The 15,552-nt window shown below is 31.3% G+C and carries 10 protein-coding genes and 2 pseudogenes; 6 read left to right on the top strand and 6 right to left on the bottom strand.

The window, feature by feature from the left end:
- Positions 1-4: 4 nt before the first annotated feature.
- The 3 genes from RXO53_RS02090 (at position 5) to RXO53_RS02080 (ending at position 4,041) form a co-directional block, all read left to right on the top strand.
- Positions 5-2,413: a DUF3536 domain-containing protein gene (locus tag RXO53_RS02090; protein WP_410712618.1), complete on the top strand. Its 2,409-nt coding sequence runs from the start codon at positions 5-7 to the stop codon at positions 2,411-2,413.
- Between the two features lie 646 nt (positions 2,414-3,059).
- Positions 3,060-3,446, top strand: coding sequence for a hypothetical protein (locus tag RXO53_RS02085; protein WP_410712617.1), 387 nt, complete (start codon positions 3,060-3,062; stop codon positions 3,444-3,446).
- 1 nt (position 3,447) lies between these two features.
- Positions 3,448-4,041 carry a type II CAAX prenyl endopeptidase Rce1 family protein gene (locus RXO53_RS02080; RefSeq protein WP_410712616.1) on the top strand — a complete coding sequence of 198 codons (594 nt, stop codon included), beginning with the start codon at positions 3,448-3,450 and terminating at the stop codon, positions 4,039-4,041.
- Position 4,042: 1 nt separating this feature from the next.
- Here RXO53_RS02080 and gcvPB read toward each other — a convergent pair whose 3' ends face one another.
- The 3 genes from gcvPB to RXO53_RS02065 form a co-directional block, all read right to left on the bottom strand.
- Complete coding sequence (gcvPB, locus tag RXO53_RS02075) at positions 4,043-5,599, bottom strand: aminomethyl-transferring glycine dehydrogenase subunit GcvPB (protein ID WP_410712615.1); 1,557 nt, start codon at positions 5,597-5,599, stop codon at positions 4,043-4,045.
- Between the two features lie 5 nt (positions 5,600-5,604).
- Entirely contained in the window at positions 5,605-6,996 is a 1,392-nt protein-coding gene (gene gcvPA, locus RXO53_RS02070) for an aminomethyl-transferring glycine dehydrogenase subunit GcvPA (protein ID WP_410712614.1), read from the bottom strand.
- A 346-nt stretch (positions 6,997-7,342) separates the two neighbouring features.
- On the bottom strand, positions 7,343-9,238 hold the full coding sequence (locus tag RXO53_RS02065) for a glycoside hydrolase (protein WP_410712613.1): 1,896 nt from the start codon (positions 9,236-9,238) through the stop codon (positions 7,343-7,345).
- A 189-nt stretch (positions 9,239-9,427) separates the two neighbouring features.
- On the opposite strand from RXO53_RS02065, the gene RXO53_RS02060 reads away from it, so the two are divergent.
- Positions 9,428-10,861 carry a B12-binding domain-containing radical SAM protein gene (locus RXO53_RS02060; protein WP_410712612.1) on the top strand — a complete coding sequence of 478 codons (1,434 nt, stop codon included), beginning with the start codon at positions 9,428-9,430 and terminating at the stop codon, positions 10,859-10,861.
- Positions 10,858-12,378, top strand: coding sequence for a radical SAM protein (locus RXO53_RS02055; protein WP_410712611.1), 1,521 nt, complete (start codon positions 10,858-10,860; stop codon positions 12,376-12,378). The genes RXO53_RS02060 and RXO53_RS02055 overlap by 4 nt, the downstream gene beginning before the upstream one ends.
- On the opposite strand, the gene RXO53_RS02050 is transcribed toward RXO53_RS02055, so the two are convergent.
- The 3 genes and pseudogenes from RXO53_RS02050 to RXO53_RS02040 form a co-directional block, all read right to left on the bottom strand.
- Positions 12,371-13,408: a V-type ATPase subunit gene (locus RXO53_RS02050; RefSeq protein ID WP_410712610.1), complete on the bottom strand. Its 1,038-nt coding sequence runs from the start codon at positions 13,406-13,408 to the stop codon at positions 12,371-12,373. The genes RXO53_RS02055 and RXO53_RS02050 overlap by 8 nt on opposite strands.
- An 8-nt stretch (positions 13,409-13,416) precedes the next feature.
- Positions 13,417-13,752: a hypothetical protein gene (locus tag RXO53_RS02045; RefSeq protein WP_410712609.1), complete on the bottom strand. Its 336-nt coding sequence runs from the start codon at positions 13,750-13,752 to the stop codon at positions 13,417-13,419.
- Between the two features lie 243 nt (positions 13,753-13,995).
- Positions 13,996-15,031, bottom strand: a pseudogene (locus RXO53_RS02040) (transposase); the annotation flags it as partial.
- Between the two features lie 145 nt (positions 15,032-15,176).
- On the opposite strand from RXO53_RS02040, the pseudogene RXO53_RS02035 reads away from it, so the two are divergent.
- Positions 15,177-15,290 (top strand): annotated as a pseudogene (locus RXO53_RS02035) (uracil phosphoribosyltransferase); the annotation flags it as partial.
- Between the last annotated feature and the right edge of the window lie 262 nt (positions 15,291-15,552).

The raw sequence follows: 15,552 nt of genomic DNA, 5'->3' as shown, positions 1-15,552 counted from the left end.
TGCGGTGGAAAAAGATGAAAAATATATAACAATATTCGGTCACTTTTATCAGCCGCCTCGTTTCAATCCATGGATTTTAGAAATAGACTTAGATATAACTTCTAGACCTTATCATGATTGGAATGATAAAATAACCAAGGAATCCTATTTACCGAATGCCTACGCAAGATTAAAAGACGGAGAAACTATTGAAGATGTTGTAAATAACTATGAAAAGATAACTTTTTCTTTTGGTCCATTACTATTGTCTTATTTAAAAGAAAAATACAGTAAATTATATAATTTAATAGTAGAAGCAGACAAAGAATCTTCATCCAAACTTTCTGGTCACGGAAATGCTATAGCCCAGCCCTATGCACATATAATAATGCCTCTTTCATCAAAAGAAGATAGAGAAAGAGATATATATTGGGGTATAAAATTTTTTGAAAAAACATTCGATAGATATCCTGAAGGATTTTGGCTTCCTGAAGCTGCTGTAGATAATTTGACGCTAGAAATCCTTTATGACTATGGAATAAAATTTGTAATATTAAGCCCCCATCAAGCAAAATCAGTAAAAATTAATGATAAGTTTGAAGAAGTTAGCGAAAATTCTTTAGATACTAAAAAAGCATATAAAGCTTTACTACCATCTGGTAATTCCATTGGTGTTATATTTTATAATAGATGGCTATCAGGATTAGTAGCGTTTGGAGACTTACTTAAGAGTGGAGAACTCTTTGCTAGGAAATTGATTGAATCTTTTGATAACTCAGAAAAACCTCAATTAGTTAGCATAGCTACTGACGGAGAAACCTATGGACATCATAAGCCAAAGGGTGAAGAAGAACTAGCAAAAGCATTGTCTATTATAGATTCTTATGGAATTAATATAACAAATTATAGTTATTTTTATTCAACTTTTAAACCAACAAGCGATGTGATAATAAATGAAAACACTTCATGGAGCTGCCCTCACGGTATTGAAAGATGGAGATCTAATTGCGGATGCGCGTCAGATATCGTGCCTGGCTGGACTCAAGAATGGAGAACTCCCTTAAGAAAATCTATAGATTGGCTAAGAGATATGGCTGAAACAACTATTCAAAACATCGGTCCTAAAGTATCAAATGATATAAACAAAGCCATATTAAATTATGTAGATGTTTTTTATGATTACAAAGCTGAAAATGTATCCAACTTTGTTGAAAGTTTTGTTATCAAAGGAGAAGAAAACAAGATAGTTGATTTTCTCAAATTAATGGAAATATCTAAAAATTCTATTTTAATGCAATCAAGTGATGCGTGGTTTTTTGAGGATATATATAGACCTGAACCAATTCAATCGCTTAGATTTGCAAAAAGAGTTATACAGTTAATAGAAGAATTATCTAATACAAAAATAGAAGATCAATTTTTAAGTATATTAAAAGATGCAAAATCAAATAACCCTAGATACAATAATGGCAAAGAAATTTATGAAAAAGAAGTTAACCCTTCTTTAATGACACCAGAAAAAGTATGTGCAAGCTATGCTATGAGGTTACTTTTTGAAATGATATCAAATGAAAACGATTACTATTCTTATAAAATAATTCTAGGCCCCTATAAAAAAATGGAACTTGGAAGAGCTAAGGTAATTACTGGGATAGCAACATTAATTTCTAAAATTACTTGGAGAAGCACACCAATTATGTTTTCATCTATATATTATGGATGGTATAACTTACATGCTGGTGCAAAGATATTAGTAGACCAAAAATCGTATATAGAATTTGAGAATTCTGTAACAGAGTACTTTAATAATGGGCTATTACCTGATATAATTGACATAATACAGAAAACTTTTTATCCTAATTACTTTAACCTGAACAATCTATTAAAAAACGATCAGAAATTTATTATGGATCATGTGCTGGATTCATCAGTTATCGAACTTGCAAGACAATATGAATTGCTTTATAACAATTACTTACCAGCTATGGAATATGTAAGAAGCCTTAACCTAAATTATCCCAAAGTGTTTGAATTGCTTTTACAGTTTGAGCTTGAAAAATCAATTCTAGAAATTTTAGAACAAGAAATTATAGATTTCAACAGATTAGAGCAAATAATACAATGGTCTAAAAATTTAGAAGTAAGTATAGATGATTTGGTTCACAAATTAATTAAAGAAAAAATAGAAAAGTTATTAGACTTTTTAATACAAAACCCCCAAGATATAAATTCTATTAGTATGTTGCAAAGACTTTTAAAAATTTCAAAAGAACTTGATATTCCCCTTGAATATTTATGGGATGCACAAAATAAGTTTATTTATTTAAGAAACAACATTTTAAGACATTTAATTTCATCAGAAAGTGATTTAATAAAATCTTTAATTTACCAATATAAAATTATTTCTAGTTATTTAAAGATAAGATTCCCTTAAAAATGTAGAAAAATGAAACATTGACAAAGCAAAAGACAAGCCCTGTCCCTTCTAGAGGCAGGGTAAAAATGTTTAAATCCTGATTTTTAAAAGTATTGTATAATAAAACGAGTCCCCAAAGGAGAATGCCTTAAGTCTCTACGTATCCCCGAGTCCCAGGGATCTGGGAAAAAAAGCAACTTTCAGGGCAGGGAAAAGGTTAGATGTTTTAAATAAAATAGATAATATCTATTAATATTTTTGTTGTACTTAACTTAGTTAAATGTCTAAAGTTTTAATCTTATGGATGGATAGTTTATAGAAACATTTTTATAGTTATCAAAAATAGATATAGCTATGTGATAAAGCGAACGACAAGCCCCTTCTAGGGGGCGAGGTAAAGTTTTTTAAGTTTAGAAACTTATTAAAAATTGAGACAGCTGCTAACGGGGTATGCGTCACTGAAACATGAGGTACGCCTCTACCCCAACTAACAAGTGTAATAAAATAGGGTTCCAAGCCGATTAACTCTTAAAACATGAGGAGCGGGAGCCGATTTCTCCCGCAATATCGGCTTGGGGGATAACAGAGTAGCACCCGTAAAAGGGGTGTAACCCTTAAGACCTCAGGAAACTCGCCCTTTAGGGCGGGGAGGAGGTCAGAAAGATTGGATGAAAGATCACATTCAGTTTACGCTCATTACTACAACTATTTGCAAATAATGAAGTTAATTCCTAGAAATAATTCGAAAACATGTGCTAATAATGATTATATAAAAGAAGGGTCAACGCTTTCTGATAGAGTATTTCTGCCTCTCAATTACTGTTGGGTAGCAGGTTGCTATAATAATGATTCTCTAAATATTATAAATGAGAGTTCGGTACTATTAAGAAGGCCTTCATATATGAAAACTCTTCATTACATACCCTATTCTAAAGGTATGCATAATAAGTCTCCGATAAGACGTGGAAAATATTTGTTAAGAGATAAGATGTCTAGTCATGCAAGCGGAGTAGTTCATTTTTTAAATATAATAATAGCAGGAGGTATATGAATTGAAGAAGATATCATTATTTGATATATTTATGATAATACTTCCATGGATTCTTTGGTATTTAACTTTTGATGTTTTAAGTTCTCATTTTATTTATGCTATGGCAACCTCAACGAGTATACTTGGTGTAATATCATTAACCAAAAAAGATGTTAGAGAAAAATATAAAAGTTGTAATGCAATATGCTTGCTTTCTTCGTTGAGTATTGCAATAATGCTTTACTTTGTATTCTATGGTGGAAATATTATATCAACAAGACTTGGATTAGAAGGGGAAGTTTTATATGTTTATGAGTTAGTACCAAAAGGTTTACTAAGTATTTTTCTTCTTGCACTAATTGGTGTAATGGAGGAAGCTTATTGGAGGGGATTGCTACAGCACATTATATTAGAAAATGATTTAAAAATTAATTGGATTTACGCTGCAGTGCTTTATGGAATAGTTCATTCAGTATCATTAAATTTAATTTTAGTGATTGCAGCATTTATAGTAGGTCTGTTTTTATCATTTACAGCTAAAAAATTAGGTTTAATAGGATCTTCTATAGTTCATGTAACATGGATATACCTCATGTTTTTAAAAATATTAATATGAATTAATGCAAAGGACCTATCAATCCTTTTGATCTTAGATAATAAACCCTATATGTGGGTGTAACAGTTTTTGGATGATTAGCTTTTACCATGTCTATTCTTCCAACAGAAGTATTTAATGGCCATTTCTTTGGTTCGTTTGGATCTTTTCTTGCTATATTTTCAATTTCTTTTAATCTCTTAGCAAAGCTTTCTATATTCTCCTTTGTCTCACTCTCAGTAAATTCTGTCATTAATGCTTCCTTCACAATTAATGGGAAATAGATTGTTGGAGCATAGAATCCAGAGTCTAATAAACCCTTACTAATGTCTTCTGCCGTAACACCTGTTTCTTCATGCAAGGGCTCTGCACTTAATACAACTTCATGCTTTCTATATCTATTGCTGCCATATGGTATTGAATATCCTTTTGAATCTTTCATTAATTTTATAAAATAATTTGTATTTATAACTGCCATTTCGCCTGCTTCTCTTAAGCCTTGCGGGCCGAGGCTTAGTATATATGTATATGTCCATATTAGCTGTTGTACATTACCAAAGAATGATTTCATCAAACCAGGACTATATTTACCTGGCCATTTTATTTTGTACATTCCATCGTTTTTATCATATTCGACTATGGGTCCAGGCAATAAATCATGAAGCATTATATTTTCTTTAACTTTACGATCCTTTATACAGACTGGACCTGATCCAGGACCTCCACCTCCATGGGGGGCTGAAAAGGTTTTATGTAAATTTAAATGAGCAATATCAAATCCTATATCTCCAGGTCTAGCTTTTCCTAATATTCCATTTAAATTTGCACCATCATAGTATAATAATCCATCCTTATCGTGAACAGCCTTCGCAACATCAATTATTTTTTCTTCGAACAATCCTAATGTGCTTGGATTTGTTATCATTAGGCCAGCTGTTTTATCTGATAGTGATGATAAGAAAGCATTATAATCCATGTTACCTGAATCATCAGTTGGTATCTCTACAGTCTTAAATCCTGCCATTGCTGCGCTTGCAGGGTTTGTACCATGTGCTGAGTCTGGTATAATTATTTCATCCTTATTTAGATTATTTTTAAGTTCATGATATTTTCTTATAATTAAAACTCCACTTAATTCTCCTTGAGCGCCTGCTGCAGGATGTAATGTGCAGATATCCATGCCTGTTATCGATGCAAGCCAATTTTGTAACTCATACATTGCTTTCAATAATCCTTGAATTGTTGAATCAGGCTGTAAGGGGTGAATCGAACTTAGCCTTATATCTGTAGATAATTTTAATGATATTTTTGGATTATATTTCATTGTACAACTGCCTAAAGGTACTGGACCTAAGTCTACACCATACGCCATCTCTGAAAGTCTGGTATAATGTCTTATAACTTCGACTTCACTAAGTTCAGGTAAGTTAGGATCTCTTTCTCTTTTCATTTCAGCAGGTATTGATATTTCTCCTAAAATTTTTTTGAATTCTTCGTTTATCTCTTTAAATCTAATTCCTTCCTTTCCACTCCCTAATTCATATATGAGGGGCTCATCCCATTTAGCTTGTTTAAACATAATTATCACCTATTCAATTCTTCCAATTTTCCTAAAAGAAAATCTATATCGGATTTAGAGTGGACTTCAGTAAAACTTAATAATCCCCAAGAATCTTTTGCCCAAGTTACGTACTTACTTAATGGAATTCCAAATAATAATCCCTCTTTTATCATTAAGTTTCTTATTTTTTCAAAATTTGTTTTAATATCAATTACAAAGTCTCCGAAAAACTCTCCTTTGAATAAAGGAGCTTTAAAGCCCATTTTACTTAGCTGTTTAGAAGCATAATGACTTCTATACCAAGTTGCTTCTGCTACGTCTTTAAGGCCTTTCTTTCCCAGCAAAGAAACATAAAATGTTGCTATCATAGCACTAAGTCCTGAGTTAGTTGTTATGTTGCTAGTTGCTTTAGATCTTCTTATATGCTGCTCTCTTGTTTGCATGATCATCGTAAAAGCTCTTGATGAGCCATCTATTGTTGTAGTCATACCTATAAGCCTGCCCGGCATTTGTTTTACAAATTCAGCATTCCATTTTGTTGCAAAAATGCCAAGATATGGCCCGCCAAAGTTAAGACCTAAACCTAATGGTTGTCCTTCACCTACACAAATGTCTGCATCTAATTCTCCAGGCGTCTTATATATCATAAGACTTGTCGGATTTACTCCCATTATAAATAAAGCATTTTTTTCATGAGCAATTTCACTAATAGACCTAGCATTAATATCAATGATTCCCGTATATTGATAAGGATATTCTAAGTATATAGCGGAAATATTGTCCGATTTATTTTTTAAATCTTCTATGTCTGCATAACCTGTTTCAGGGTCAACTTTATAGGTAATTAATGATATGTTATTGGGCGTTGTGTAGCTTTTTGCAACAGATAAATGGAAAGGATTTATTGTTTCGGGAATTAATATTTTCTTTTTATTGTTTATTCTATGGGACATAAGAAAAGCTTCCCCTAAAGAACTTGCCATATCGTACATGCTTGCATTTACTACTTCCATTTCTAATATATCTGCCATAAGGCTTTGATATTCAAACAGTATTTGTAATAATCCTTGGCTAATTTCTGGTTGGTATGGAGTGTAAGCTGTTAGCAGTTCTCCTCTTTCTGCCAAATATTGTACTGCGGCTGGAATATAATGAGGCCAAGCACCCCCTCCGATAAATTGTCTTGAATCTTTAAATATTAGATTGTTATTCAAAACATCATCAATTTCTTTTATTACCTCTATTTCATCCATGGGTCTTTTTCTACCGATATCTAAATTATCCCATATTTCTTCATTGATTAAGACTTCTTTAGGAATATCATTATATAACTCTGAAACACTTTTTACTCCAATATAATCGAGCATTAATTTTTTAATTTCATTTGAACTATTAGGGATCCATTTATGCTCCATTTTTAATCCCCTATGTAAATGTTATTACTGATTATAAATATTTTAATATGCTTAATTTAATACATTTAAATCATATTCTAGGTAAATTATAATACTGTAAATATAATTAAGAATATACTAAACATTAATCCTTATTAAATAACATTTTCACACTTATTGCTTGATTTTTCTAAATTGTAGGTGTTAAGTTGGATGCTGCCTTGCCCATGGTTCCACTAGTTATAGGATATTAATTTTTGCTAAGCTATTAGATTAATTATGGTAGACCTAATTCTTTTATCACTCTAAAGGTTTCCTGAAATCTTAGAATAACACCTTTGCCGATGCTCTTCTAATGAAATAATTTTTATCTTCTAATGACACTCCTTTTTTCCATAACATAAGATATAATTATTAGTAATGCAACTAATATTACCCAAGTAATTATTATATTTAATTTATTCGTATTAGCTGAAGGAATATTATTAATAGCAATGACATACATAGCTTCTGACCAAGTTAATGGAGAAGTCGTTGGCAATGGATTCCCATAATTTGGATCTACAGCTTCAGGCAATAACCCATTTTGAGAATGATTATAAGTCCAATTTAGTAGATTAATTGAACCTGATATATTACCTATCAGATCATAATAATATGAAAGGAATAAAGTAGTAATATCCCAAGGTGGGTTCGGTGAAGAACTATCATATAAGGATTGTGAATAATGATAATAATCATCAGTAAAACGAGATAAACCCCCTATAACTGTTAAATGAGTTATCTCTTGATTAACATCACTATAAGCTATTTGAGAATTTGGTTGAACAAAGCCTAAGTCTATAGGTAAAATTGTAGAAGAGTCAAAACTAAAATAAGATGGAATTAAAGTAATTATTTTTGTGTTATTTTTATATAGAACTGATGGGACTAAGCTTGGATAAAAGTATTTTCCATTCCAAAAATATTTCATTATGCTTTCATTTAATTCCAATACTGTGTTTTTGATTAGTGTATTATTTATACCTAAGAATTGATATATAAGTGATGAGTCGTATAGTCCAATGCAATCTATGGATTGCGTCCAGAAATTATATGATAAGTTTGATTCCCATACGCCAACATCTTCAGGAATTAGATGGAATTCATTCTGATCTATTTCATTTATTTCATAGGCTAATGTTTTATTCAGCGATGGTAAAATAGATGTAAGGAAACTATAGTTATGAGTTATTTGAAAATATTGGTAAACTCCTATCTCAAAAAGGCCTATACTATCTAGTTCTGGCATACCATATGCTATATCAGGTTGGCCATTATAAAAATTGTATCTTGCATAAAATAATCCATCTGGTAATTGAAAAATGTTTGATTCCCAAATCCAGAATTTATATGCAGAACTAAGGTGGCCTGATTCTTGAAGAGCCATAGCTGCAAAAGACGAATCTCTTAACAAATTATAAAGATAAATAGGTGAAGGAGAGGCTGCAAATTCTCCTGTAACTGGATTTTGATTGTCTTTAATGAATAGCAAAGCACGATAATAGTTTGATACTAATTTATCATTTATTTGTATGTTATTAATTTTAGAAGATTTATAAAGCCAATTATTGACTTGGTTAATATTATAATTAATTAAATATGAAGGTGGATAAAAATTTGAATCGTTTATTGAAAATTCTAAATAGCCATTATTTGAATAAGAAATTTGTAGGATTTCAAGAGAACTTGAGTTAATTAATTTCTGCGTTCCATTAAAATATATGTATATGGGAGGATTACTGTTAATTATTGCTTCATTTAAATGTAAAGTTATACTGTAATTGGATGGTATAATTATAGATGATGTCAATTTTGTTTTAGTAAATAACAATATTAATATAGAATTCATTTTATAAGGAGATAATATTTCTATTTGACCATTTTTTCCTCTAATTGTTATTGTATTGTTTAAATTTAAAGCCGCGTAATAGGCTGGGAAAATGTTAAATTGTATTTTATATGGTAGTATTCCATAATTGCCATAATAGATATTTTTTATTGATGCATTAGAATTTTCAAAATCATTTAAAGTAGCATTTGGTATTGGTATACCTGTAATAATTAAAAAGCTTGTGTTAATCCAATTACTTAGTAATAAATACGAAGGAAAATAGCTTAAACTTCTGTTATAGTTTATAGATGAGGCATAAGTAATATTAGCAAATAAAAATATCATAAATATGAAAAAGACAGCAAATATTTTTTCCGATTTTCTTTCCATTTTACTTCACTTTAATTTAGATAATATCCTTTGAGGATATTTAATTTTAATAATAATTACAAATAAAAAAATAAATTATTCTCTTAATTTTAATCGTTTTTATATACACATAGAAATAAAGGTCTTAAATATATTAAATACACTTAGCAATATAACCATTAAATACATATAAATAAATGGGAGATCAAATTGAAGGTATTATTAACGTTGCCTCCAGATATTCATAATTTAGAGATCTATAGAGTCACAGGGATGAGGGCCCCCCCATTAGGTATCCTTAGTATAGCTGCGGTTCTTGAAAAACATGGTCACAAAGTTGAGGTTATAGATAGTCCAACGCTTAAATTAGATTTTAATTCCTGGCTCTCTAAAGTAAAATCAGCAAAACCTGATGTTATAGGAATTTCAATGCAAACTCCAATGGCTCCAAAAGGTTATAGGGCAGCAAAAATAATAAAAGAAGAAATGCCTGATATACCATTGATAGCTGGTGGTAGTCATCCTTCTGTAATGATTGAAGAGGCATTAAACAACGGATTTGATGTTGTAGTTAGAGGAGAAGGAGAATATACTTCGTTAGAACTTATTGATTATCTTGAAAAGAAAGGCTTAGATAAATTAGGTTTGAGCGATATCGCAGGAATAGCATTTAGATATGATAATAAAATAATTAAAACAAAAGATAGGCCTTTAATTCAAAACCTTGATGAGCTACCGTGGCCTGCTAGGCATTTAGTAGATATGAATGAATATACTCTTTTCAATAAAAACATTAATATTGCTCACGTAATGGCAAGCAGAGGTTGTCCTTATGGATGTATATATTGCATAACAAGTTATTATTGGGGTAAAAGGTATAGATATAGGTCTGCAGAAAATGTAGTAGAAGAAATTAAGCATTTGTATGATAAATACCATGCTAGAACTGTTGTTTTTACTGATGATGAATTTACAGCTAATTGGAAGTTCGTTAGAGACTTTATAGATCTTTTAAAGAAAAATAACTTGGATATAAGTTTTTCATGTGGAACAAGGGTTGATCTTATAAATAAAGATCTTATGAAGTTATTATATGATAATGGTTGTAATGCATTGTATTTTGGGGTAGAATCTGCAAGTCAAGATACCTTAAATAAGATAGGAAAAAGGATTACAATAGAACAAGCCAAGAGAGTTTTTTCTTGGGCAAAAGAGCTTAAGGGGTTTACAACAGGTTCATTCATTTTAGGATTTCCATGGGAAACTATTGATGATATGAAAAAAACTGTGGATTTTGCAATAAAATTGGATCCTAATTATGTTCAATTCACTGCATTAACTCCTTACCCTGGAACACCATTGTACGACTTTGCATTAAAGAATAATCTTATTGTAGATAAGGATTGGGAGCATTATACTACTGTAAGACCCGTTATTAGGGGTTTTAATTTTTCCGATAAAGATTTGGGAAAGATGGTTGTTTATGCTTATCGTAAGTTTTATGTGAGGTTTGGTTTTATGATGAGGGAATTGAAGGCAGGAAGATTTTTTGATTTATTTAAAATTTTATCTAAAAATTTAATTATTTCTCCGGTTGAAGATAAAATAAAGAGAGTTTTTGAGCCATTAAGGTGGGAAAAATGACCATGGATTCTGATTATTATGTGGATAAGGTTAATAATAATGGGGATATAGGTCACTTATTAGCTGGAATTAGAATTTTGTTTAATAATCCTGCTACAAGATCTTTACTAAAAGTAGCAACAAGAGATATTAAGGTTAAATATCTTGATGGGGAAATAAAGGATGCTCCACTAATATATCATGCTTTGTCAAAGTTCGTTGGGGAAGGTATATCAGAATGTCCAATTTCAGCAAGATTTCTAATACCTATTTTAAACAATATAATAAAGCTGGGAATTTTGATGCTTAATGGAGACTTAGAAGCAACCAAAAAAGGCATTTCCGATCCAGCAATTAGGAGAGGTATTGCATTAGTTATGAAGGGGTTAGGATTATATGGAGTTACAGTTCCTCAAAAAATGCCAGCTCCATTTTTAATAGTTTGGAATATGACTAATATGTGTAATTTACAATGTATTCATTGTTATCAGAGGGCTGGCAAGCCTACGCCAGATGAGCTTACCTTAAAAGAAAAATTAAATTTAATAGAGCAGCTAGATAAAGCGGGAGTTGCATCAATAGCACTGAGCGGTGGAGAGCCTACTATACATCCAGATTATTTTACCATAGTTAAGGAAATATCTAAAAGAGGAATCCACACTGGAACAGCTACAAATGGTTGGTTATTTGCCAATATTAATTATTTAAAAAAAGCAAAGGAGAGCGGATTAAGATATGTAGAGGTATCTTTAGATAGCTCAAATCCAGAAAAACATGATAAATTTAGAGGTGTTAAAGGTTCATGGGAAAAAGCTGTTAAAGCTTTAGAAAACGCAGTAAAATTGGGCATGGATCATGGAATGGCAGTAACTATTACTAAACTTAATTATAATGAAGTCAAAGATCTTTTAGATTTAGCTGAAGATATACATGTTAAGAGAGTTATATTCTTTAACTTTGTACCAACAGGAAGAGGAAAAGAAAATATTTGGTTGGATCTAGATCCTGTTGAGAGAGAAAAGTTCTTGAGGTACATATATTCTGAGATGAAGAAAAGAGAAGGCATGCAAATAGTAAGTACTGCACCTCAATATGGAAGGGTAGCATTGGCCATGAGCCAAGGAAAAGAAATTGCTCCAACTCATTTTGCGGTTTCAGGCGATCCTATTATAAAGGCTGTTGCTGAATTTGTTGGAGGATGTGGTGCTGGAAGAATATATGCAGCAATTCAACCTAATGGAGATGTTTCACCGTGTGTGTTTTTGCCCATAACTGTTGGTAATATAAGAGAGAAGAGTTTTTGGGAAATATGGACAAATAGTAAAGTATTTAATGATTTAAGAGATAGAAGTAAGTTAAAGGGATTTTGTAATTCGTGTCCCTTCAAGAATATTTGTGGAGGGTGCAGAGCAAGGGCTTATGGCTATTATAATGATTACTTAGCTCCAGATCCCGGCTGTATATATAACTTTAAGGAATGGAATAAATTAAAAGAAGAATCGCATGTCAAATTAGTAGAAAATAAATTAACTAAATAGTTAATAATTGTTCATATTCATCTTTATTTAAATTTAAGTAAGCTGAAGAAACAATAGTTTTAATGTTATTGACCTCCTGTTTAAGCAATATTAATGCTGCAGATATTAATGATGGTGAAAAAGGATATGATTGAAATACTGCTTCAGAATTTCTCTTTGCACTTAGATTTGAGCTTTTTCTAATGGAATTCATTATTTCATCTTCTTTTTTGCCCTCTATTTTTACATATTTAAAATGATCCCTTAGAGAAGTTGCTAATGCAATTGGATCTGATGATTCCCTCTCATAAATATAACTAATTTTATTCCATGATATGTTGCATGCATTTATTTTGTTAAAGCTAACTTCTATAATCCTTATAGGTATTTTTAATAATGATGCTTGTATTAGACCCAAAGCAATTTTGCCTTCTATGATAGGACATAAAGTTTTTGAGACATAACCTTTATCAGTTGTATTTAAGTCAGAAAAGCTATTATAATACAAGTTTGATGTGGCAGATAATGAGTACCAAGTAATAACGCTTGAATCTTTTAATTCGTTGTAATATGCATATGCATCCTTTAACACATTATAAATGTGCTTATATTTTAATGACATTTCAAGATATCGTTGTATACCAGCTAAGGAATCAGGCTCTGCTAGTATTTTGCTTAAGGAACTTTGACTCCATATTAATGAAGTTAGATTACTTTTATCAACTTCTTTACCTTCGGCCATACTTCTTAAGATTAGTAATGAATCATTTATTTCATCCTCCCTAGCAAATGCTAAGGTTAAGTTTACAGCTTCTTTAGGAGTATATCTAGAAATTTCATCTACTGCTGAGTAAAATCTTTTCATTATCTCCCTTTCGGCATCTTGAACATTTTTTGTCTCAGAAACTGTTTTATATTTTGTTTCTCTAAGAGAGGCGTAAATATCGATTAATTGTGGAGACAGCTCTCTTATTTTATCTGGCGAAATTAATGTAGACTTTAAATACCTTAATCTAGGAACTATTTGAGCATATATTGAAGGGCTACCCAAAAATAAATTCACCCTGAAACAATTTTCTTTATTTGCTCAAAAACTTCCTTAATTGCTTTGTCGTAGTTTTCTTTTCCCAATTTTTCAGATTTTTCCAAATCTTCTTTTTCTTTTTCTTTATACGCATCCTCTAACTTCTTAACACTTTCTTTATACGCATCCTCTAACTTCTTAACACTTTCATCAAGAAGGATTTTACTTGTTTGCCTTAATTCTCTCCCTAAACTATCTGCTAGTTGAACTATGTTGCTTGATAATTCTTTCGATTCTTCATTAAGCTTTTTTAAAGAATCTTCAAACCAAGCTACTGTATCAGCAAGTTTGACTATCTCTGACTTAGCCATATTGGGACACCCTTTATAATTTCTTAATCAAATAATAGAGTATAGTAGAGGTTAAAAAATCTAAAAGGGGATAAAATATAGGTGTGCTTAGTTGGTTGAAATAAAGGTCTTAGGAGAAGGACTCCGTATAGCAAGGTATTTATTAAAAAATAAGGAATAAGGAAACAAGCTTATTTGAATTTAGAAAGGCTATGATTGACACAGCTGACCTCCTCCTCGCCCTGAAAGGCAAGGTTTTCAGTTGTAAGACCACATATTTGCTGTAAATTTGTTACCTTTATCTTGTGCAATGTTAAATGGGTAACAAAAATAGATGGTTGAAACGCCCGGCTCATGTAATTTCTTCATTAGGTGAGACGCTAAATTCCTATATAAATGCAAAAGTCTTCTCATTAATTTCTTAAAAAGCCTTTTCTTCTCTTTTAATAATTCATCATATGCTTCATATTCACCAATGTTTCTTGTATTATCTGCTAAGGATTGTACTTGCTCTATCTTATTCTCTAAATAAAAATAGTCTTCCTTAGTCCTAACACCTTTGTAGAGAAACCATGTGTCATCGTTTAATACTACGCTTGCCAAATTATTTATGCCTAAGTCGATTGAAGCTACTTTATTTTCTCTAGGCAATTCAAATATAATATTTTTCTTTTCACCATGAACAATATATTTGCTCTCCTTTCCCTTTTTAGTTTTCTCAACACCTACTTCAACAGGTATTGAGGCATACCATGCATTTTCGGTCTCATCATAGTATATCTCTAATCTACCTTGTTTACCATACCACCTTAACCTACCAGCAAAATTGATCTTAAGGTTGAAGTCCTTGAGGATGAGTTTCTTGTTCTGTTCATTAACAACATATCTATCTTGTCTAACAACAAGTAAAAGCCTCCTCTTCTTAGTATTTCTGTCCTTCCAGTAACGTGGTGGGCTAACATGTTTCATGAAGGTTGGCAATTTTTCTTCAACTTTAGAAGGGAAAAGAAGGAGTTCCATGCCTCGTTGTTTTTCTGCATAACTGCTTGAGCATTAACTCCTAGTTCTTCCTTATAATTATTATATATTTGTTCCATGTCCCCTTAAAGTCTACTTTCTTTTCATGATAGAACAGTGTCCTTCTCTCATAGTTCAACTCGTTGAAGAGTTTTGATGAGATATTAGCTAACTTCTTTAGTTTCCTTTCTTGGTAGCCATTTAAAAGAAGACGTACTATATTTGTTCTCTTATTTGTATAATTAACTTCGTAGATACCTTCATCTGGTATTGCTGGAGAAATCTGCTCCTGCTCCTCATGTTTTAAGAGTTAACCAGACGAAGGCGTCTGGAAAGCATCTCAAATAAAAATAATATTTTTGATTTAAAAAATTTTATCCCCCCCCCCTTAGAAGGGGCGAGGTTTGCCGTTCTCTTTATCATCTATTTATGATGAATTAATTATATATACATTAGCAGTTGATGAGAAATTAAACGATAACTTCTTTATAGTTCCTGGATTAGGAGATGCGGGCGATAGAGGGCTTGGAGTTGAGCCCTAGATAATTTTATTTGGAAAAATTGTTAACCGGGGGGTTAACAATTAATAGTAATGAAAGCTTAATTTTAAAATAAATGAAACCTCTACATTAGATTTATAGGAATTAATTTTAACATCATAATCTAATATGGATATTTATTGCTTATAAGAAATTTAATAAATTTGCTTTAGCTGCTACCTGCTACCAAAAGCTTAGCTGTGTTTGGATCATATTCCCAATCTTTTGCAACCTTCCCTACTCTCTTATAGTATTTAGTTAGCCT

This window comes from Caldisphaera sp., from assembly GCF_046536515.1.
Taxonomy (GTDB): domain Archaea; phylum Thermoproteota; class Thermoprotei_A; order Sulfolobales; family Acidilobaceae; genus Caldisphaera.
This window is presented reverse-complemented; position numbering and strand designations above follow the sequence as displayed.

Excerpts from the sequence above, each read along its gene's own strand:
- RXO53_RS02055 (WP_410712611.1), top strand. The coding sequence starts at position 10,858 with ATGACCATGGATTCTGATTATTATGTGGATAAGGTTAATAATAATGGG.
- RXO53_RS02065 (WP_410712613.1), bottom strand. The coding sequence starts at position 9,238 with ATGGAAAGAAAATCGGAAAAAATATTTGCTGTCTTTTTCATATTTATG.
- RXO53_RS02045 (WP_410712609.1), bottom strand. The coding sequence starts at position 13,752 with ATGGCTAAGTCAGAGATAGTCAAACTTGCTGATACAGTAGCTTGGTTT.
- gcvPA (WP_410712614.1), bottom strand. The coding sequence starts at position 6,996 with ATGGAGCATAAATGGATCCCTAATAGTTCAAATGAAATTAAAAAATTA.
- gcvPB (WP_410712615.1), bottom strand. The coding sequence starts at position 5,599 with ATGTTTAAACAAGCTAAATGGGATGAGCCCCTCATATATGAATTAGGG.